17 protein-coding genes are annotated in these 18,296 nt (G+C 74.3%); 11 read left to right on the forward strand and 6 right to left on the reverse strand.

Translation table 11 applies throughout. From position 1 onward, the window contains the following. The 4 genes from ACFVGO_RS37220 to ACFVGO_RS37235 form a co-directional block, all read right to left on the reverse strand. Nucleotides 1–3,540 (reverse strand): SDR family NAD(P)-dependent oxidoreductase (locus ACFVGO_RS37220; RefSeq protein WP_380636587.1); only part of this gene is annotated, 3,540 nt, incomplete at its 3' end. Nucleotides 3,541–3,810: 270 nt separating this feature from the next. After that, nucleotides 3,811–5,061 carry an MFS transporter gene (locus ACFVGO_RS37225; RefSeq protein ID WP_380636589.1) on the reverse strand — a complete coding sequence of 417 codons (1,251 nt, stop codon included), beginning with the start codon at nucleotides 5,059–5,061 and terminating at the stop codon, nucleotides 3,811–3,813. 216 nt (nucleotides 5,062–5,277) lie between these two features. Then, nucleotides 5,278–5,445, reverse strand: a complete 168-nt coding sequence (locus ACFVGO_RS37230; protein WP_380636592.1) for a hypothetical protein — start codon at nucleotides 5,443–5,445, stop codon at nucleotides 5,278–5,280. 228 nt (nucleotides 5,446–5,673) lie between these two features. Next, on the reverse strand, nucleotides 5,674–6,132 hold the full coding sequence (locus tag ACFVGO_RS37235) for a PaaI family thioesterase (RefSeq protein ID WP_380356261.1): 459 nt from the start codon (nucleotides 6,130–6,132) through the stop codon (nucleotides 5,674–5,676). Between the two features lie 397 nt (nucleotides 6,133–6,529). Here ACFVGO_RS37235 and ACFVGO_RS37240 point away from each other — a divergent pair, with 397 nt between their 5' ends. The 8 genes from ACFVGO_RS37240 to ACFVGO_RS37275 all read left to right on the forward strand — a co-directional run bounded on the left by ACFVGO_RS37240 (nucleotide 6,530) and on the right by ACFVGO_RS37275 (nucleotide 14,369). Continuing rightward, the gene (locus ACFVGO_RS37240) at nucleotides 6,530–7,249 is read left to right on the forward strand and encodes a Phenylacetic acid catabolic protein (protein WP_380636595.1); all 720 of its coding nucleotides are present in this window, start codon (nucleotides 6,530–6,532) and stop codon (nucleotides 7,247–7,249) included. Between the two features lie 48 nt (nucleotides 7,250–7,297). Next, nucleotides 7,298–8,416: a radical SAM protein gene (locus tag ACFVGO_RS37245; protein ID WP_359898409.1), complete on the forward strand. Its 1,119-nt coding sequence runs from the start codon at nucleotides 7,298–7,300 to the stop codon at nucleotides 8,414–8,416. 99 nt (nucleotides 8,417–8,515) lie between these two features. Beyond that, nucleotides 8,516–8,770 (forward strand): acyl carrier protein, encoded by a 255-nt coding sequence (locus ACFVGO_RS37250; RefSeq protein WP_359898410.1) that lies wholly within the window; start codon nucleotides 8,516–8,518, stop codon nucleotides 8,768–8,770. After that, a complete protein-coding gene (locus ACFVGO_RS37255) occupies nucleotides 8,767–10,008 on the forward strand; it encodes a beta-ketoacyl-[acyl-carrier-protein] synthase family protein (protein ID WP_380636599.1) in 1,242 nt (413 codons plus the stop codon). Before ACFVGO_RS37250 ends, ACFVGO_RS37255 begins: the two co-directional genes overlap by 4 nt. Continuing rightward, the gene (gene fabI / locus ACFVGO_RS37260) at nucleotides 10,008–10,820 is read left to right on the forward strand and encodes an enoyl-ACP reductase FabI (protein WP_380636601.1); all 813 of its coding nucleotides are present in this window, start codon (nucleotides 10,008–10,010) and stop codon (nucleotides 10,818–10,820) included. The genes ACFVGO_RS37255 and fabI overlap by 1 nt, the downstream gene beginning before the upstream one ends. Next, on the forward strand, nucleotides 10,817–11,782 hold the full coding sequence (locus ACFVGO_RS37265) for a beta-ketoacyl-ACP synthase 3 (RefSeq protein ID WP_380636604.1): 966 nt from the start codon (nucleotides 10,817–10,819) through the stop codon (nucleotides 11,780–11,782). Before fabI ends, ACFVGO_RS37265 begins: the two co-directional genes overlap by 4 nt. After that, nucleotides 11,779–12,732: an alpha/beta fold hydrolase gene (locus ACFVGO_RS37270; protein ID WP_359898414.1), complete on the forward strand. Its 954-nt coding sequence runs from the start codon at nucleotides 11,779–11,781 to the stop codon at nucleotides 12,730–12,732. Before ACFVGO_RS37265 ends, ACFVGO_RS37270 begins: the two co-directional genes overlap by 4 nt. Nucleotides 12,733–12,770: 38 nt before the next feature. Further along, complete coding sequence (locus ACFVGO_RS37275) at nucleotides 12,771–14,369, forward strand: long-chain fatty acid--CoA ligase (protein ID WP_380636607.1); 1,599 nt, start codon at nucleotides 12,771–12,773, stop codon at nucleotides 14,367–14,369. Between the two features lie 97 nt (nucleotides 14,370–14,466). Here the strand turns inward: ACFVGO_RS37275 and ACFVGO_RS37280 are convergent, their stop codons facing one another. Together ACFVGO_RS37280 and ACFVGO_RS37285 are read right to left on the reverse strand one after the other, a co-directional pair. Beyond that, nucleotides 14,467–15,555 carry a branched-chain amino acid aminotransferase gene (locus ACFVGO_RS37280; RefSeq protein ID WP_359898416.1) on the reverse strand — a complete coding sequence of 363 codons (1,089 nt, stop codon included), beginning with the start codon at nucleotides 15,553–15,555 and terminating at the stop codon, nucleotides 14,467–14,469. Nucleotides 15,556–15,727: 172 nt separating this feature from the next. Continuing rightward, on the reverse strand, nucleotides 15,728–16,510 hold the full coding sequence (locus ACFVGO_RS37285; protein ID WP_359898417.1) for an NAD(P)-binding domain-containing protein: 783 nt from the start codon (nucleotides 16,508–16,510) through the stop codon (nucleotides 15,728–15,730). 232 nt (nucleotides 16,511–16,742) lie between these two features. Between ACFVGO_RS37285 and ACFVGO_RS37290 the strand changes: the two genes are divergently transcribed. The 3 genes from ACFVGO_RS37290 to ACFVGO_RS37300 form a co-directional block, all read left to right on the forward strand. Beyond that, complete coding sequence (locus ACFVGO_RS37290; RefSeq protein ID WP_359898418.1) at nucleotides 16,743–16,949, forward strand: hypothetical protein; 207 nt, start codon at nucleotides 16,743–16,745, stop codon at nucleotides 16,947–16,949. Beyond that, nucleotides 16,946–17,296, forward strand: a complete 351-nt coding sequence (locus ACFVGO_RS37295) for a DUF6300 family protein (RefSeq protein ID WP_359898419.1) — start codon at nucleotides 16,946–16,948, stop codon at nucleotides 17,294–17,296. The genes ACFVGO_RS37290 and ACFVGO_RS37295 overlap by 4 nt, the downstream gene beginning before the upstream one ends. A 193-nt stretch (nucleotides 17,297–17,489) precedes the next feature. Then, the coding region (locus tag ACFVGO_RS37300; protein ID WP_380636610.1) for an alpha/beta fold hydrolase at nucleotides 17,490–18,296 on the forward strand (807 nt) is incomplete at its 3' end.

Genomic DNA, 18,296 nt, shown 5'->3' on the forward strand with positions numbered 1-18,296 from the left:
GCGGGAGCTCGGGTCCGGACCGGCGTACCGGTGGCCCGGGGCGCCGGCCAGCAGCAGGGCGGCCAGTCGGCGCCCGTGGGCGGCGCTCAGCACGGCGATGCCCCGGCCGGTGGCGGCCTGCTCGTTCTCCGTGTCGCGGTTCATGCCGACCCCGCGCCACAGGCCCCAGGAGATCGTCCAGGCCGGGGTGCCGCTCTCGCGGCGCAGCCGCTCGACGGTGCTCTCCAGGTAGCGGTTGGCGGCGGCGTAGCCGGTGGAGCCGACCGCCTCCTGGAGGCCGATCATCGAGGAGAAGGCGACGAACTGTGCTCCGGGCCGCTCCTTGACCAGCTCGATGAGGTGGTCGGTGCCCTCGGCCTTGGTCCGGACGGCCTCCCGCCAGCCCTCGGTGCCGGTGTCGGCGAGGAGCGCGAGCCGGTAGCCGCCGGCCAGGTGGAGCACGCCGTCCAGCGGCGCCTGCCACTCCCGTTCGGCCTCGGCGACGACCTCCGCCAACTGCTGACGGTCCGTCACATCGGCCTGTCGGTAGCCGACCTGGCCGCCCTGGGCGGCCAGTCGGCGCAGTGCGGCCCGGCGTTCGGCGGCCTCCGCGGTCGGGGCGTCCAGGTCGCTGCGGCCGACGATCAGCAGTCGGGAGCCGTACTCGCGCAGCAGCCCGGGCAGCAGCTCGGCGGCGATCCCGCCGAGGCCGCCGGTGACGAGGTAGCGGGCGCCGGGGGTGAGCAGCGAGCAGCCCGCCCCGGACGGCTCGGAGGCGGCCTCGGCCGTCTCCAGCCGGGGGACCCAGGGGCGGCCGGCGCGCCAGGCGGATTCGGGTTCGGGCCGGGGATCGGTGAGCAGGGCGAGCAGGGCGGCGGCCTGGTCCGCGGCCGGTGCCTCGCCCGGCAGGTCGAGGTGCCGGGCGGCGGGCACCAGTTGTTCGGCCCGCGCCCCGGCGGTCAGCGCCGCGGTCAACGCGGCCGCGGGCCCGGGGAGTTCTCCGGGGAGTACGGCGTGCAGCCCGGCGCTGACGGAGACCAGTTCGCGGAGCGGCGGCCGGGCCGGGAGCGCCCGGAGCAGGGCGAGCAGTGCCTCGTCCGGCCGGTCCGGTCCGTCGGCCGTCGCGCTCCAGAGGTAGACCAGCCGGTCGGCCGTCCGGTCCCCGAGGGCCCGCAGCCAGTCCTCGGGGTCGGTGGTCGGCGGCCGGTCCACCACCAGGGCGTTCGGCAGGGCGGCGGCCAGGGCCTCGGTGAGGGTGCCGGGGCCGGACGGGCCGAGCAGCAGGATCGTTTCGTCCGCCAGCGGAGCGGCCACGGCCTGCGGAACCGGGCGGGGCTCCCAGCCGAGCCGCCGCACGCAGTCCGGCAGCGTCCGGGAGTTGGCCTCGGCCAGGTCCAGCGCCACGACGTGGTCGTCGAGTTCGCCGTCCAGCAGCCGGCGGCGCAGCGCGGTGCGCTGGATCTTGCCGCTGGTGGTGCGGGGGAACTCGGCCGCCGGGACGGGGAGCACCAGGGCGGGCGCGGGCTGTCGGCGGGCCGCCAGCAGCTGCCGCACCTCGGCGGCGACGGGCGGCGCGGGGGCCTGCGGGTCGCTCTGGACGTAGGCGATCACCAACTGCTCGGTGCCGGTGCGTTCGTCCGGCACCCCGAAGGCCGCGACATGGCCGGAGCGCACCCCCGCCACGGAGGCCACCACGTCCTCCAGCTCGTGGCAGAAGTAGTGCACGCCGTTGACGATGATGATCTCCTTGCGACGGCCGGTCAGCACCACCTCGCCGTCGGTCAGGAAGGCGAGGTCCCCGGTGTCGAACCAGTCGTCGCCGACGAAGGCCTCCTGGTTGGCGGCCGGGTTGTTCAGGTACCCCGGCGTCACCCGGCCGGAGCGGACCTGGAGCCGGCCGACCCAGTGCTCGGGCAGCGCCCGCCCGTTGTCGTCGGTGACCCGCATCCGGGTGCCGGGCGCGGGCCGTCCCATGCTGAGGAAGCCGGTGCCGCGCTCGGCCGAGTCCGGGTCGGCGGGCTCCAGCCGGCCGCTGAGCGAGTCGGTGCGCACCAGCCGGCGGGAACCGTCCTCGTGGTAGCGCTTGTAGGTGATCACCGTGCAGGTCTCGGCCATGCCCCAGCCCAGCAGCAGGTGCTCGGGGCGGACGCCGAACGGGGCGGTGGCGGCCAGGAACTCGTCCAGCACCGCCTCGGTGCACTGCTCGCCGGCGTTGATCAGCGACTTGACCGCGGACAGGTCCCAGTGGCGTCCGGGCCCGGCGGCCCGGACGGCCTCGGCGACCAGCCGGTAGCCGAAGTTGGGCGACCAGGAGTGCGCGCCCCGGTAGCGCTCCAGCGCGTCCAGCCAGACCAGCGGGTCGGCGAGGACGAGTTCGGTGGGCACCTGCACCTGGTCGGCGGCCAGCACCACGTCACGCAGGTGGAACATCAGCAGTCCGGCGACGTGGTCCAGGGGCAGCCAGTTGACCGTGGTGTCGGCCGGATCGCAGCCGTTCGCGACGGCGCCGGCGGTGTACTCCAGGATGCCGCGGTGGGTGATCTGCACCGCCTTGGACCGCCCGGTGCTGCCGGAGGACAGCTGGAGGATCGCGACGTCGCCGGGGGCGGGGGCGTGTTCGGCGGCCGCCGGCCGGTCGCCGTCGACGGGCCCGTCGGCGGGCCGGTCGACGGCGATCACCCGCAGGCCCGGCGCCGGGTACAGCTCCCCGAGCCGCTCCAGGCCGTCCACCGCCGGCCCGCAGGCGAGCACCGGCGGCTCCTCCAGGGTCTGCCACGCGTGCCAGAGCTTCTCCAGGACGGGGTTGCGCTCGTGGTAGTCCGGCGGGCGCGCCACCGTCACCGGCTGGACCCCGCCCAGCAGGCAGGCCCACAGGGTGGGGAAGTAGAGCTCCGGCTCCGGGACCTGGAGGATCACCCGGTCCCCGGCCCGCACTCCGGCGGAGGCCAGGGTGGTGAGGATCTCGCGCGACCGGGCGAGGAGTTGACGGTAGGTCAGCCGGGTCGCCTCGCCGCCCGCCCGGACCAGGTGCAGCCCCCGGTCGGGGTGCAGCTCGGCGGCGCGCAGCAGTGCCTCGGGCAGCGTCCGGGGCGCGTCCGGCGCGGGTGCGGGCAGCGGGGCGCCGACGGCCTCCGTCCCGGGGCCCGCGGGCGAGGCCGCCGGCTCCGTCGGGGCGGTGCCGGCCGTCGCCGACGCCTCCCCGAACGGCCGCCAGCGGTCGGTGAGTTCACGCAGGTGGCGCAGGGCGGGGCCGGGCGCGGCCGGCGCCCGGGTGAGCGCCGCGGCCAGGGCGGCGGCGTCGGGTTCGCCCTCGGGGGTGCGGACGATGCCGTCCAGGAGGTGCACCTCGGCGCTCGGGTCGGCGTCCAGCAGCGCCGCGGCGGCCCGGCGGCGCAGGGCCTCGGGATCGCCGTCGACGGCGGGCACCAGGTAGGCCCGCAGGCCTGGGCGGCCGTTCCCGTGCTCGACGGGCAGCAGCGCGCAGTCCGCGATCTCGGGGCGCAGCAGCAGTCGGGCTTCCAGGGTTCGCAGCCGGCCGTGGTCGGGACCGGTGGGGCTCATGACGTTCGGCACCTTTCGGATCGGTGCCGGGGCGCGGGTGTGGGCCGCCCCGGGTCAGGGAGGGGAGCGGAGACGGGTGGCGCGTACGGCGCGGGGGCGCCGGGGAGTGCGAGGGAAAGCTCGGTGTCGCCTACGGCGCGGGCGCCGGAGGGTGGTGCGAAGGAGCGGTGTCGCGTGCGGCGTGGGGGTGTCGCGGAAGTGGTGCGTCGGGCCGGTGTCGCGTACGGCGCGGGACGCCGGGGTGGTGGCGGGGGCCGGCGGGCGGGCCGCTCAGCGGCGGCGGCGGGTGCGGGCGACCAGGACGAGGAAGGCGAGCGCCAGCACGATCGGGACGGCGTGCGAGACCCCGACCACGGTCAGCGGGCTGACCACCGCCAGCAGTGAGCCGCTCAGCAGCATCCCGGTGCCCATGCCGACGTTCTCGGCGGACGCGAGGATGCCGAAGGCCTCGCCGCGCCGCTCGTCGGCGAGGGCCTGGATCCGGGTGGTGTAGGAGATCTCGGTGAAGCCGTCGCCGAGGCCGGCGCCGATCGCGACCAGCAGGAAGAGCGGGGTCGGGAGGTCGGTGAAGACCAGGATGAAGCAGGCGGACATCAGGCAGGTGCCCAGCGCGAAGCCGCGCTCGCCGGGCTCGATGCCCCGGCGCAGCATGAACCGGGAGACCAGTTGCTGGGCGCCGAGGTTGCCGATCGCCCAGGTGGCCCAGAAGGTGCCGAGCAGTGCGGCCGGGTTGTCGGGGGAGGACAGGTTGGCGAAGACCGGCAGGCTGATGTTGTGGGCGGCGGAGCCGAAGGCGTCCAGCAGTCGGATCCCCGCCATGGCGCCCACCACCGGAGCGGCCCGCAGGACGACCAGTGCCTGCCACCGGGGGCCGCGCTTCCCGGCTGCCGGGGCGGGTTCCTCCGGCCGGGTCTCGGGCTCCTCCGCCGGGGCGGCCCGGGTGGGCAGGGGCAGCCGGACCACCAGCGCCCCGAACAGGGCGAAGCTGGCCGCGTCGATGAGCAGCGCGGCCCGGAATCCGGCCCAGGCCACCACCACGCCCGCGGAGGCGAAGCCGAGCACCATCGCCGTCGAACGGCAGCTCGCCATCAGGCTGTTGGCCCGGGCGCGGCGTTCGGCACCGACCATCTCGGGGATGCTGGTCCGCAGCGCGACGGAGGCCACCGCGGCGGCGCCGCCGAGGACCAGGGCGAGCGGGTAGAGCACGGGGATGCGCATCGAGGCCGGGACGAGGGCGACGACGACCAGTGCCAGCGCCTGGGCCAGGGCGCAGCCCGTCATCAGCCGCCGTCGCTCCAGCCGGGCCACCAGCCGTCCGGCGACCAGCCCGCCGACGAGGCCGCCGCCCAGTCGCAGGACCAGGTACCCGGCCGTGCCGAGGGCGTTGCCGGCGGCCTCGTAGGCGAACAGGCTCAGCGCGACCAGGTCGAGCTGGCTCCCGTACATGTTCAGGGCGTCGCCCGCGGCCAGCCGGTAGAAGACCCGGGGCAGCTTGCTCGCGGTCTGGTGCGTTGCTTCCAATGCGGTGTCCGGCACCGTGGTCCCCCCGGGCACGCCATATATGGCGGTTCAGTGTGACATTGCACCGCAACCTAGAGGGTGAACGGGTTCCAGATCAATGCTTAGATCATTTCCTGTCCAAAAGATCGCGCACTCGGCCGACTTACTGTCATCTTTCGCGCCACTCTGGCCAGTTGTTGGCGTACGGACAGACAGGCGGGGTGGGCGGCGCGGGGGTCAGCGGCGGCCGAGGAGCCTGCCGAACCAGCCCTTGCCCGCGCTGTCCCGGGCGGCGCAGTCGCAGCGGGCGGACGCGGGCACCCCGGCCAGGACCTGCTCCACGTGCATCCCGCACCCGGCGAAGGTCGGCTTCCCGCAGGTGCGGCAGGCGACTCGTCGGCACATCTCGTTCTCCGTTCTCCGGGCCCCCAGGGGTGGGGCCGCCCTGTCAATATACCCCACCCCGTATTCGGAATGTCGGATTCGTCCGGCCGCCGGGGCCGGAACGGCGGCAGGGCGAAACCGGTGCGAGGAGAGCCGGCGTGCGGAGGGTCGGGGTGCGGAGGGTCGGAGCGCGGGGAACCGGCGTGCGGAGAAGGAGTGCGCCGAGAAGGGGCGCCGAGGAGGGGGCTGTCAGACCGTCCCGGGCCGGGCCTGCGGAATCGCGTAGGTCAGCGTGGCGCTGGCCACCAGGACGCCGTCGGCGTCCAGCAGCTCGGCCAGGACCACGCACAGCCGGCGCCCGAACTTGGCCGTCCTGGCGTGCACGCGCAGTGCCCCGGGGCGCGGCCGGTTGAGGAAGCTGATCTGCAGCGAGCTGGTCAGCGCCATCAGGGTGGGCCCGAGCCGGGCGTTGATCAGGAGGAACGCGGCCAGGTCGCACAGCCCGGCCTGCTCCGGGCCCGAGACGGTGCCGCCCGGGCGGGTGCGCAGCCGGTCGCCGTCCACCGCCATGGTCAGGGCGTGGCCGTCCACGTCGGTCACCCGGCAGGCGGCGTAGTCGGGGAACTGGTCGGTGATCAGCTCATTGAGCCGGTCGGGGCCCAGGAGGACGTCGACGGTGGCGACCGCCGTGTTCGAGTCGGTGGTCATGGGGGTCAGCGTAACCGTCGGCCCGGCGGTACGCCCGGAGTGGTCCAGGCCTGCTTCCGGCCAGCTTCGTTTTCCGTGGTCAACCGCCAAGATCCGTTTCGGGAACGATAATTGCGCATGTCGCGCCGGTGTCGCGATGGCCGGAACAGTCCCTCCGACGGTGTCGGGTGGCCGAATCCGTTCGGCACGATTCGTGAGGGACCTTGTTCGGCCCAAAATGCAGCACCTACGCTCCGAGGAAGTTCAGCGGAGCCGCCACGGGGCTCCGCCGGCCGCTGGGGGGCGGCGTCCTTTTCCTTGTGGTCGTCATCGAGAGCCTCGGTGGAAACCGCCCCGGCCGCTCCCACCCGACCATGTCCTGCTTCGGATTCCTGCTTCAGAGACGGGGTGTTGTGCCATGGGGATTTCCATTCTGGACGACGAGGCGGTGGTGGTCCGCACGCCCGACGAGTTCCTCGCGATGCCGGAGGAGTACCGGGAGATCGCGATCCGCGGCATGGTGGTCAACACCGAGGGCGAGCTCTCCGGCGGCGACGACTACGTGCAGGTCTTCCTGCCGCTGGCCCCCGACGCGGAGGAGCGGCAGGTCTGCGCCGAGCGCGCCGCCGAGGAGTACGACCACTACAAGATCGGCAAGCGGGTCCTCGCCGAGATCGGCGTGGACACCGGCTACATGGAGAAGCAGACCCTGGCCGAGCGGAACCTGTTCCGGGCCCAGGAGTTCCACAACTGCACCACCTGGGCCGAGCGCGGGATCTTCTCCTACATCGGGGAGGAGACGGCCATGGTGATGATCTCCGAGTTCGCGCAGAGCAGCTACCGCCCCTGGGCCGACGCGGTGCGCACCATCATCCTCGACGAGAAGGTGCACATCGCCCACGGCGCCCGGGTGTGCCGCAACCTCGCCGCCACCGACGACGGCCGCGAGCAACTCCAGCAGGCCCTGGACCGGCTGTGGCCGACCTTCATCCGGATCTTCGGCAGCCCGCGCTCCGAGCGCGCCAGGCTGGCCGTCCGCTTCGGCCTGCGACAGACCACCAACGGCCAGGCCTGCGACCTGTGGCGGGAGAAGGTCACCCCGCGCATCAAGAACCTGGGTCTGCGCGTCCCGGAGTAGCAGTCGCAGCAGCACGCCGATCCCGCGACTCCCGAGGAGCCCACCGCCATGGCAACACCCGTCACCATCGAACAGCGCCCGCTGAGCCGGCGCGAGGCCAAGGCGCGAACCGCCGAACTCCTCGCCGACCGGCCCGACCTGGCCGAACGCCTGCACCGGCTGCGCCGGCTGGGGCGCGAGGTCCGGTCCTGCGAGGTCCACCTCACCAACACCTGCAACATCCGCTGCAAGGGCTGCTGGTACTTCGAGGGCGGCTTCGACACGGCCGTCAAGGAACTCTCCGACCTGGACCGCATCCGGGCCTTCGCCCGCAAGCTGGCCGACGACGGCGTCAACCAGGCCACCCTGATCGGCGGCGAGCCCACCCTCGTCCCGCGCCGGGTCGAGGCCTTCGTCGAACAGCTGCCGTACATCACCATCTCCACCAACGGCCTGCGCCCGATGCCCAAGCAGGGCTTCGAGAAGATCGCCATCGCGGTCAGCATCTTCGGCGGCGGCCCGCTCGACGACGACCTGCGCGCGATCCGGGTCAACGGCTCCAAGTTCACCGGCCTGTTCGACACCGCGCTCAAGCACTACCGCGAGGACCAGCGGGTGCTGTTCATCTACGCGCTCTCCGAGGCCGGGGTCGAGCACATCGAGCCCACCGTGCGGAAGATCGCCGAGAACGGCAACATCGTCACCTTCAACTTCTACAGCGAGCACGGCACCGAGACCCCGCTGAAGATCGCCAACGAGCAGCGGGTGCTGGACGAGGCGCAGCGGGTCAAGGACCTCTACCCGCACGCGGTGGTGAGCCACCCGTACTTCATCCGGACCCTGGTGACCGGCCGGACGCACTGGGGCGGCCGCTTCGGCTACGACGTCTGCCCCAGCCTCAGCGTCGACGCCCCCGAGCACGAGGACCGCGTCGCCAACGGCAACCCGGTCATCCCCGGCTTCAACGTCTGGGGCGCCGACTACGAGTCGCTCCAGTTCTGCTGCACCTCCGGCGACTGCGGCGGCTGCCGGGACAGCCAGGCCGTCTACAGCTGGCTGGTGGTCAGCGCCAACCGCTTCCTGGACGACGCGGCCCGGCTGGAGCAGTGGCTGGACATCGCCGAGAGCTACTGGCGCCAGTGGCACTGGGCCCCGTACCACGCGAGCAAGGCCGGCACCACGGCCTGAGCCCACCGCCCCTGCGCGCCGTCCCCGGCCACCGCCCCCACGGCACCGCCCGTACGTCCACCGCACCGCCACCGCCGCCCCGCGCGGACGAGGAGAGCCATGCCCGACACACTGGACCGCACCGCCATCGAGAACTTCGTCGTCGACGCCCTGGTCGACCTCGGCGTCGAACGCGAGGGCATCGTCGACGACGCCGCCCTGGACGAGCTGGAGATCGACTCGCTCGACATGGTCGAGCTCAGCCAGTCCATCCGCAAGCAGCTGGGCATCCCGGTGAAGCCCAAGGACTTCGACCAGCTGTACACCGTCGGCGAGGTGCTCGCCCTGTGCCGCCACAAGGCCGGGCTGGAGTGACGCCCCGGGCCGTCGTCACGGGCCTGGGCGCGGTGACCCCGCTGGGCGTCGGCGCCGACGAGCTGCACCGGCGCGCGGTGGCCGGCGAGAGCGGGCTCGCCGACGGGCTCGGGCTGTGCCGGGACTTCCGGCCCGCCGACCACCTGTCGCGCCAGCAGATCCGCCGCACCGACCGCTTCACCCAGCTCGCGCTCGTGGCCGCCGCCGAGGCCCTGGCCCAGGCGGGATGGACGGACGGCCCGCCGCCCTACCCCGCCGAGCGGGTCGCCTGCGTGGTCGGCTGCGCGCTCGGCGGGACGGCGAGCTTCGAGAGCCAGGCCGAGGTGCTCCGGCAGCAGGGCGGCGACTTCGTCTCCCCGCTCATGGTGCCCGCCATGATGGCCAACGCCGGAGCCTCGCAGATCGCCCAGCGGTACGGCTTCCGGGGCGAGGCGCTCTGCCTGGCCTCGGCATGCAGCAGCGCGACCCAGGCGATCGGCACCGCCCTGCTGCTGCTCGCCGCCGGCGCCGCCGACGCGGTGGTGGTCGGCGGTGCCGAGGCCTCCACCTCCGACCTGGTGCGGGCCGCCTTCCGGACCGCCGGCGCGCTGTCCGAGAGCGGCCGCTCGGTGCCCTTCGACCGCGACCGGGACGGCCTGCTGATCGGCGAGGGCGCCGGAATCCTGGTGCTGGAAACGGCCGCGGGAGCCGCCGCCCGGGGCGCCACCGTGCTCGGCGAGGTGCTCGGCTACGGCGCCACCTGCGACGCCCACCACCTCACCGCCCCGGACCCGACCGGCGAGCCCGCGGCCCGCGCCGTCACCCTGGCGCTCGACGCGGCCGGGGTCACCCCCGGACAGCTCGGCTACCTCAACGCGCACGGCACCGGCACCGTCCTCAACGACCGCTCGGAGTGCGAGGCGCTGCGGCTGGCCCTCGGACCGGCCCTGGAAGGGATTCCGCTGTCCTCCACCAAGTCCTGCACCGGCCACCTCTTCGGCGCGGCCGGCGCGGTCGAGGCCATCGCCACCCTGCAGGCGCTGCGCCACGCCACCGCCCCGCCCACCGTCGGGCTGCGCGAGCCCGACGAGAAGCTCGGCCCGCTGAACCTGATCCACCGCGCCACCGCGCTCGCCGCCCCCACCCTGCCCGGCGGCCGCCGGGCGGGGCTCTCCACCTCCTTCGGGTTCGGCGGACACAACGCGGCCCTGGTGCTGGCGGCAGCCGACGCGATCGGTACGACGAAAGGCCAGGAGTGATGCTCGGCTTCCACGGACGCCGCTATCTGATCACCGGGGTGCTCAACCAGGACTCCATCGCCTGGCACACCGCCAGGGCGCTCCAGGAGGCGGGCGCGGAGGTCCTGCTCACCGGCTTCGGCCGGGCCCGGCGGATCACCGAGAAGGCGGCGGACGTCCTGCCCCGCCCCACCGAGGTGCTGGAACTGGACGTCACCCGGCCCGAGGACTTCGCCCGGCTGGTCAAGGAACTGGAGCAGCGCTGGGGCGGGGTCGACGGCGTGCTGCACGCCGTCGCCGCCGCGCGGCAGACGGCGCTGAGCGGCAACTTCCTCACCACCCCGCCCGAGGCCGCCGGACAGGCGCTGCACACCGCCGCCGTCTCCCTGCACTCGCTGGCCACCGCGCTCGCCCCGCTGCTCACCGCCGGCGGACGGCGCGGCAGCGTCGTCGGGCTGGACTTCGACGCCAGCGGCGCCTGGGCCGGCTACGACTGGATGGGCGTGAGCAAGGCGGCCCTCGGCGCGGTCTGCCGCTACCTGGCGATGTACCTCGGGCCGTCCGGCATCCGGGTCAACCTGGTGGCGGCCGGCCCGGTGGAGACCGTCGCCGGGCAGGCGATCAGCACCTTCGACCGGATCGCCGACCGCTGGCAGGCCGAGGCCCCGCTCGGCTGGGACCGCAGCGATCCGGCCGTGGTGGTCGGACCGGTGCTGTTCCTGCTCTCCGACCTCGCGGCCACCGTCAGCGGGGAGATCCTGCACGCGGACGGCGGGATGCACGCCGTCCGGATGGGCACCGGCCCGGCCTTCGCGGAAGGGGGCGCGGCATGACGGCCGCCATCGTGGGCGTGGGCGCGGCACTGCCCGAACGCGTCGTCCCCAACGCCTACTTCGAGCGGATCGGCGCCTCCCCGGAGTGGATCGTCAAACGGACCGGCATCGAGGAGCGCCGCTTCCTCGCGCCGGACGGCCGGCTCGCCGACCTCGTGGTGGCCGCCGCCGAGCAGGCGCTGCGCAGCGCCGGGCGCACCGCCGCGAGCATCCGGCACGTCGTGGTCGCCACCATCACCCCCGACCGGGTCACCCCCGGGGTGGCGGTGGAGGTCGCCGCCCGGCTCGGGACGCCGCAGGCCACCGCCTTCGACCTGCACGCGGCCTGCGCCGGGTTCGTCTACGGCCTGGACCACGCCGCCGCGCTGATCGAGACCGGCCGGGCCGGGGCGGTGCTGGTCTGCGGCGCCGACGCGCTGACCCGGATCACCGACCACGAGGACCGCGGCACCGCGGTGCTGCTGGCCGACGGCGCCGGCGCCGCCGTGGTCGCCGACGTGCCCGGCGCGCCCGAACCGTGCTTCTCGCTCGGCAGCGACGGCGAGCAGATCCCGCTGCTGTACGCCGACCGGGACGACCGCAAGCTGCGGATGGACGGCCGGGAGGTGTTCGACCACGCGGTGGAGAAGATGTCCGCCGCCACCCGGGACGTGCTCGCCCGGCGCAGCCTGACCTGCGAGGACCTCGACCTGTTCGTCGCCCACCAGGCCAACGCCCGGATCGTGCGCGCGGTCGGCAAGGAGGTGGGGCTGCCCCCGGAGCGGCTCTACCTGAACGTCCACCGGGTCGCCAACACCTCGGCGGCCTCGATCCCGCTGGGCCTGACCCACGCCCGCGAGGAGGGCCTGCTGGACGGCCCGAAGCTGCTCGGCCTCGCCGCCTTCGGCGCGGGCATCACCTGGGGCGCCGGGGTGATCGGCTGGCGGCCGGGCGCCGGCGCCGACCGGGAGGCGCGGCCGTGAAGACCCCCCGGTTCCCCGTGATCGCCGAGATCGCCGCGCCCGACGGGGCCCGGCTCACCGTCCGGGCACTGGCCCGGCCCGAACCGGCCGCCCCGGTGGTGATCGTCCTGCCGGCGATGGGAACGGCCGCCCGGCACTACACCCCGCTGGTCCGCGCCCTGCACGCGGCCGGCCTGAGCGTGGCCACCTGCGACCTGCGCGGCCACGGCGAGAGCCGGCCGGTGCCGCGGCACGGGGTCGCCTTCGGCTTCCGCGAGCTGGTCGAGCACGACTTCGGGGCGGTGCTCGACGCGGTCGCCGGGGCGTTCCCGGGCGCGCCGCGCCTCCTGCTCGGGCACAGCCTGGGCGGGCAGCTGGGCCTGGTGCACTGCGGCGTCTTCCGGCCCCGGCTCGCCGGCGCGGTGCTGGTGGCCAGCGGATCGGCCTGGTACCGGACCTTCGGCCCGCGGGCGGGCCTGCGACGGCTGGCACTGAGCCAGTTCTCGATCGTCGCCTCGGCGGTGGTCGGGTACTGGCCGGGCGAGCGGTTCGGGTTCGGCGGCCGCGAGTCGGCCCGGCTGATGCGGGACTGGGCGCGGCAGATGCGCACCGGCCGCTACCGGGTGCGCGGCGCGGTCACCGACTACGAACGGGCGCTGGCCCGGGTCGACCTGCCGGTGCTGGCCGTGGACGTGCAGGGCGACGAGCTCGCGCCGCCGCGGGCCGTCGACCACCTGTGCGCCAAGCTGCCCTCGGCCCGGGTGGAGCGCTGGAGCTACACCGCCGAACAGGCGGACGGCCGCCCGCTGGACCACTTCCGCTGGATCCGGCACAACCGCGGGCTGGTGGAGCGGATCGCGCCGTGGATGCTCGCCGCCGCCGCCGGCGTCGCTTCGGGCGCCGGCGAGGGCGTCGGTGAGCGCACCGGCGAGAGCGCCGCGCCGCGCGGCGGCGTCCGACCGACCGTATGACGATGAGACCGAGCCCCGCCGCCCCGAGGAGCGCCCGCATGCCCGCCGTCCCCGACCCGTCCGACAGAAACGCCGACGCGCCGCACGGCGGCCCCGGCCGGCCGCCCGGCCTCCCCGGCGACCCGCACGGCATTCCCGACCTGCTCACCGCGACCGCCGCGCGCTGCCCGGAGCACCCCGTCCTGCGGCTCGACGAGGAGGTGCTGAGCTTCGCCGACCTGGACGCGGCCAGCGCCCGGGCCGCGCACTGGCTGGCCGGGCTCGGCGTCGCGCCCGGCGACCGGGTCGCCGTGCTGCTGCCCAACGTGCCGCAGTTCGCGGTGCTGTACTACGGCATCCTGCGCGCCGGGGCGGTGGTCGTCCCGATGAACCCGCTGCTCAAGGCCCGGGAGATCGAGCACTGCCTCGCCGACGCCGGGGCGGCCGTGCTGCTCGCCTGGCACGCGGGCACCGAGCAGGCGGTCGAGGGCGCGCGGCGCACCGGCACCCGGCTGGTCCCGGTCGAGCCCTCCGCGCTCGCCGCGACGCTCGCGGAACAGCCGGACGGCCCGCCGCGGACCGCGGGACGCGGGGGAGAGGACACCGCGGTCATCCTCTACACCTCCGGCACCACCGGGGCGCCCAAGGGCGCCGAACTGACCCACCGCAACATCGTGGCCAACGTCCGGGCCGGCGTCCAGGTGCTGGGGATGGTCGAGCGGGACGTGATCTTCGGCGGGCTGCCGCTGTTCCACTCCTTCGGCCAGGTGATCGGCCTCAACTGCGCGGTGGCCGTCGGGGCCTGCATGACCCTGGTGCGGCGCTTCGACCCGCAGGCCGCGCTCGCGGTGATCCAGCGCGACCGGGTGAGCGTCTTCCTCGGCGTCCCGACCATGTACACCCTGATGCTGACCCACCCGCAGCGCGCCGGGTACGACGTCTCCTCGCTGCGGGTGTGCCTGGGCGGCGGCGCGTCGATGCCGCCGGAGGTGCTGCGCGGCTTCGAGACCGGCTTCGACTGCGTGGTGCTGGAGGGCTACGGGCTGTCCGAGTCCTCGCCGCTGGCCTGCGCCAACCGGAGCGACCGGGAGCGGATCGCGGGCACCATCGGCATCCCGATCGAGGGCGTGCGGATGCGCATCGTCGACGAGTCGGGCACCGAGGTGCCGGACGGCACGGTCGGCGAGGTGGTGATCCGGGGCCACAACGTGATGAAGGGCTACTGGCGCCGCCCCGACACCACCGCGCAGACCGTCCGGGACGGCTGGCTGCACACCGGGGACCTCGGCACCCGCGACGAGCGGGGCGACTTCCGGATCGTCGACCGCCGCAAGGACGTCGTGATCCGCGGTGGCTTCAACGTCTACCCGCGGGAGGTGGAGGACGTGCTGTACGAGCACCCGGCGGTCGCCGAGGCCACGGTGATCGGCGTCCCCCACCCCACGCTCGGCCAGGAGGTGGCCGCCGCCGTGGTCCTGCGCGCGGGCGCCTCGGCGACCCCGGAGGAGATCCGCGGCTTCGTCCGGGAGCGGGTGGCGCCGTACAAGTACCCGCGGCTGGTCTGGACGGTCGACGTGCTGCCCAAGGGGCCGACCGGAAAGATCCTCAAGCGCGAGGTCGTCGTGCCCGAGGAGGAGTCGGGCCGGCTCAAGAGCTGAGCGGGCCCGGGAGTTGGGCGGGCGCTGGAGCCGAACAGGCCCCGGCGCCGGTCGGCCCCGGCGGGTCGGGCGGCCCGTTCGGGCCGCCCCGGGGGGGTCAGACCACCCGCCGCATCCAGCCGTGGACGTCCTCGGCGCGTCCGTACTGGATGTCCAGCATGTGCTCGCGGATCGCGACGGTCTGCTTGCCGGGCGAGCCGGTGCCGACGGTGAACTCGTAGCCCTCGCCCTTGAATCCGACGATCGGGGTGACCACCGCGGCCGTCCCGGCGGCGAACACCTCGGTGATCGTGCCGTCGGCGGCGCCGGCCCGCAGCTCGGAGAGGGTGATCGGGCGCTCCACCGGGGTCAGCCCGAACTCGCCCGCCAGCGCCAGGATCGAGTCCCGGGTGACTCCGTCGAGGATGTTGCCCAGCGCGGGGGTGACCAGCTCGCCGGCCGAGGTGACCAGGCACAGGTTCATCGTGCCGGACTCCTCCAGGTCGCCCTCGCCGCCGGTGTCGTCCAGGAACAGCACCTGGTCGCAGCCGTGCTTGCGGGACTCCAACTGCGCGGCCAGGCTGGAGGCGTAGTTGCCGCCGCACTTGGCGGCGCCGGTGCCGCCCCGCCCGGCGCGGGTGTAGTTGCTGCTGACCCAGAGCGTGATACCGGTGACGCCGCCGGCGAAGTAGGGGCCGGCCGGGCTGGCGATGACCGAGTAGGCGATCTGCTCGGCGGGCCGGACGCCGAGGAAGGCCTCCGAGGCGAACATGAACGGCCGCAGGTAGAGGCTCTTCTCGTCGGCGGAGTCCGGCACCCACGCCTCGTCCGCGCGGACCAGCTCCCCGATGCTGTCGAGGAAGTCCTCCTCCGACAGCACCGGCAGGGCGAGCCGCTCGGCGGAGCGGGCGAAGCGGCGGGCGTTGAACTCCGGGCGGAACAGCCAGACGCTGCCGTCGGCGTGGCGGTAGGCCTTGAGCCCCTCGAAGATCTCCTGGGCGTAGTGCAGCACGGCGGCGCTCGGGTGCAGCGAGTACGGCACCAGCGCGGTGACCTTGCGGTCGTGCCAGCCCTCGGCGGGAGTCCAGGTGGCCGTGGCCATGTGGTCGGAGAAGAATTTGCCGAACCCCGGTGCGGCGAGGATGGTGCGTCGCTCCTCCTCGGGGACGGGATCGGTCGTCCGGAACAGAGGGAATGCGCGACTCATCGTCAACTCCTCGACACCACTGTGGAATCTGTGCGAACCGACGCCAATCACCGGCGCCATACCCGTCATGCTAACGGTCGTCAGCCGGACGTGATACGCCGCGACCCGGCCGAGCCCCGATCCGCCGGCTCCCGCGGGGGCCGACGGATCGCGGGATTCCGGGGTTCCCGGCCTACCGGTGGCCGGTGCGCAGGTCGCCGACCAGGCCGTCGAGGGCGGTGCGCAGGGCCCCGGAGTTGGCCTGGTCGAACCAGCTGGTGCGGATGCGCTCGTTGCTCCCGCCCGGGGTCTCGTGCTCGGCCGCGAGGCGCTCCAGCGAGCGGGTCCCGTCGCCGAGCGAGCGGCCGACGTCCTGGTAGATGCCCCGGACGAAGCGGTCGGCGTCCCCGGCGGGAATGCCCTGGTCGACGGCCCAGGAGACGAGCGTGGTGAGGAACGCGTAGTGGGTGGTCTGGGTCGAGGTCAGTGCGGACAGGACGCTGAGCGCGACCTCGTCCGCGACCGGGAGCGCCCCGCCCAACCGCTCGAACAAGGCGTCCGCGTCGGGGTGCGAGGGGTGGACCACGGTCAGGCAGCGGCGCTCGCGCACGGTGGGCAGCGGGATGGCGTGGGTCACCGCCGCGTCGGTGGCCAGCACCCGGCGCAGCTCCCCGGTGCCGACGCCGGGCACCACATTGACCACGACCCGGTCGTCGGGCACGTGCAGGCCGGTCAGCGCCTCGCGCCAGTCCTGGCGGCGCAGGGCGATGATCACCAGCTCGGAGCCGTCCACCACCTCCTGGTTGTCGGCGCACACCCGTACGTCCTGGTACCGCTCGGCCAGCTCGGCCGCGGTCCGGGCGCCCCGCGGCGAGAGCAGGACCTCCGGCCCCGGGTCGTCCCCGTGGCGCAGGCCCGTCACGATGGCCCGGCCGATCTCGCCCACTCCGATGATGCCGACGCGCTTCACGGTCACTGCCTCCGGTGTGCGTGGTGGTCGCACGGGCAGCTCGTCCTGCCCGTCGCGATCTTCTCCGCAGTAGTGTGACCGCCGCGCCGCCCTGCGACACGCCGCCGCCGGTCCGGGCGCGGACCGGCCCGGTGCGCTCCGCCGGAACTCCCGCGCGCGGCCGGCTCTTCGACGACCGGCGGCACACCGCACCGTCCGCCGTGTCATCGACACGCGCGGTGACGGGTAGACCGTACGGGTGAACACCTTCGGCAGGACCAAGGCCATGAACGCCGTCGAGGACTCCTCCCGCAGCCCGGGCCGTGCCCGCGCGCGGGGCGGGCGCACCGTCAAGGTGCTGCCGCCCGACCGGATCGGCGGGTCCCTCCCACCCGGGGGCGGCGGCCGCGACTCCCCGAGGACCGCCTCCGGTGTCGCTGCCGAGGCCGGGGTGGGTCCGGCATGACGCCTCCCAACGAACCCTGTCCCCTCGTCATGGTCCGCACCGCCGTCCTCCCGCCCTGTCGACGCTGCGGAATCCCGGCCCTCCTGACCGCCCGTTACCCGCACTCCTGGCCGAATCAGGCCGGGAAGCAGGTGACCGGCTTCAAGGAGACCGCTCTCTGTCCGGCCTGCGACGAGGGCGACCCGGCGGCGACCGGCCTCCTCACCCTCCTCGGCGCCCCGGTCCCCGGTCGTCTCGCCGAGCTCTGGGCACTCGTCCACCAGTGGGTGAGCGCCATCCGCCACCGCACGCCCGACCTGGCGGACCTGGAGGACGAGGCGGCCCGGTTCAGGTCCGGAGAGCTCTGAACGCGCTGGGCCGAACGGTGGTCCGCCCGCGTCGATCGACATGGTGCGGGACTCCGTCGAAACCGGATGCCCTCGCACCGAAACTCGAACAGCGGTGCGGATTCACCCGTGTGCGCAGCGTGGTGTGCTGCCCGGACAAGCGTGTGAGCAGGGTGGTTCCAACCCCCTCTCACCTCGCTGAAAGGCAGGAACCATGGGCATATCGCTGTCCCGCCGTTCGATCTCCTCCGCCGCCGTGGTGGCGCTCGCGACCTGTGCGGTCGCCGCCACCGCGCCGCCCGCGTCGGCCGCCCAGGACGGCGGCAGGCCGGGCGGCGGCGGGAGGCCGACGGTGGTCCTGGTGCACGGCGCGTTCGCGGACGCCTCCGGGTGGAACGACGTCGCCACGCGCCTCATGGACGACGGATTCACCGTCCTCGCCCCGCCCAACGAGCTGCGCGGTCTGACCGAGGACGCCGCCTACGTGGCCAGTCTGCTCAAGAGCATCAGCGGCCCGATCGTGCTGGCCGGCCACTCCTACGGCGGAGCCGTCATCACCCAGGCCGCCGCCGGGAACCCGAACGTCAGGGCTCTGGTCTACGTGTCGGCGTTCGCGCCCGACGTGGGAGAGTCCGCGGCCGAACTGTCGACGAAGTTCGCGGGCAGTGACCTCGCCACCGCGCTCAACCCCGTCCCCTTCACCGGCACCGGCGGCGGCGGAGTCGACCTCTACATCCAGAGCGAGAAGTTCCGCGCCGTCTTCGCCGCCGACCTGCCGGAGTCCCGCACCCGGCTGATGGCCGCCGAGCAGCGCCCCGTCTCCCAGGTCGGGTTCGCCGAGAAGGCCACCGCCGCCGCCTGGCGCGACATCCCGTCGTGGTTCGTCGTCTCCCGGCAGGACCGGGCCATCGCCCCCGACCTGGAGCGCTTCGAGTCCAGGCGCGCCAAGTCGCGCACCGTCGAGATCGACTCCTCGCACGTCTCCATGATGTCCCACCCCGAGGACATCGTCCGCCCGCTC

It is taken from the genome of Kitasatospora sp. NPDC057738, from assembly GCF_042798815.1.
In the GTDB taxonomy this organism is placed as follows: Bacteria; Actinomycetota; Actinomycetes; order Streptomycetales; family Streptomycetaceae; genus Kitasatospora; species Kitasatospora lactacystinica.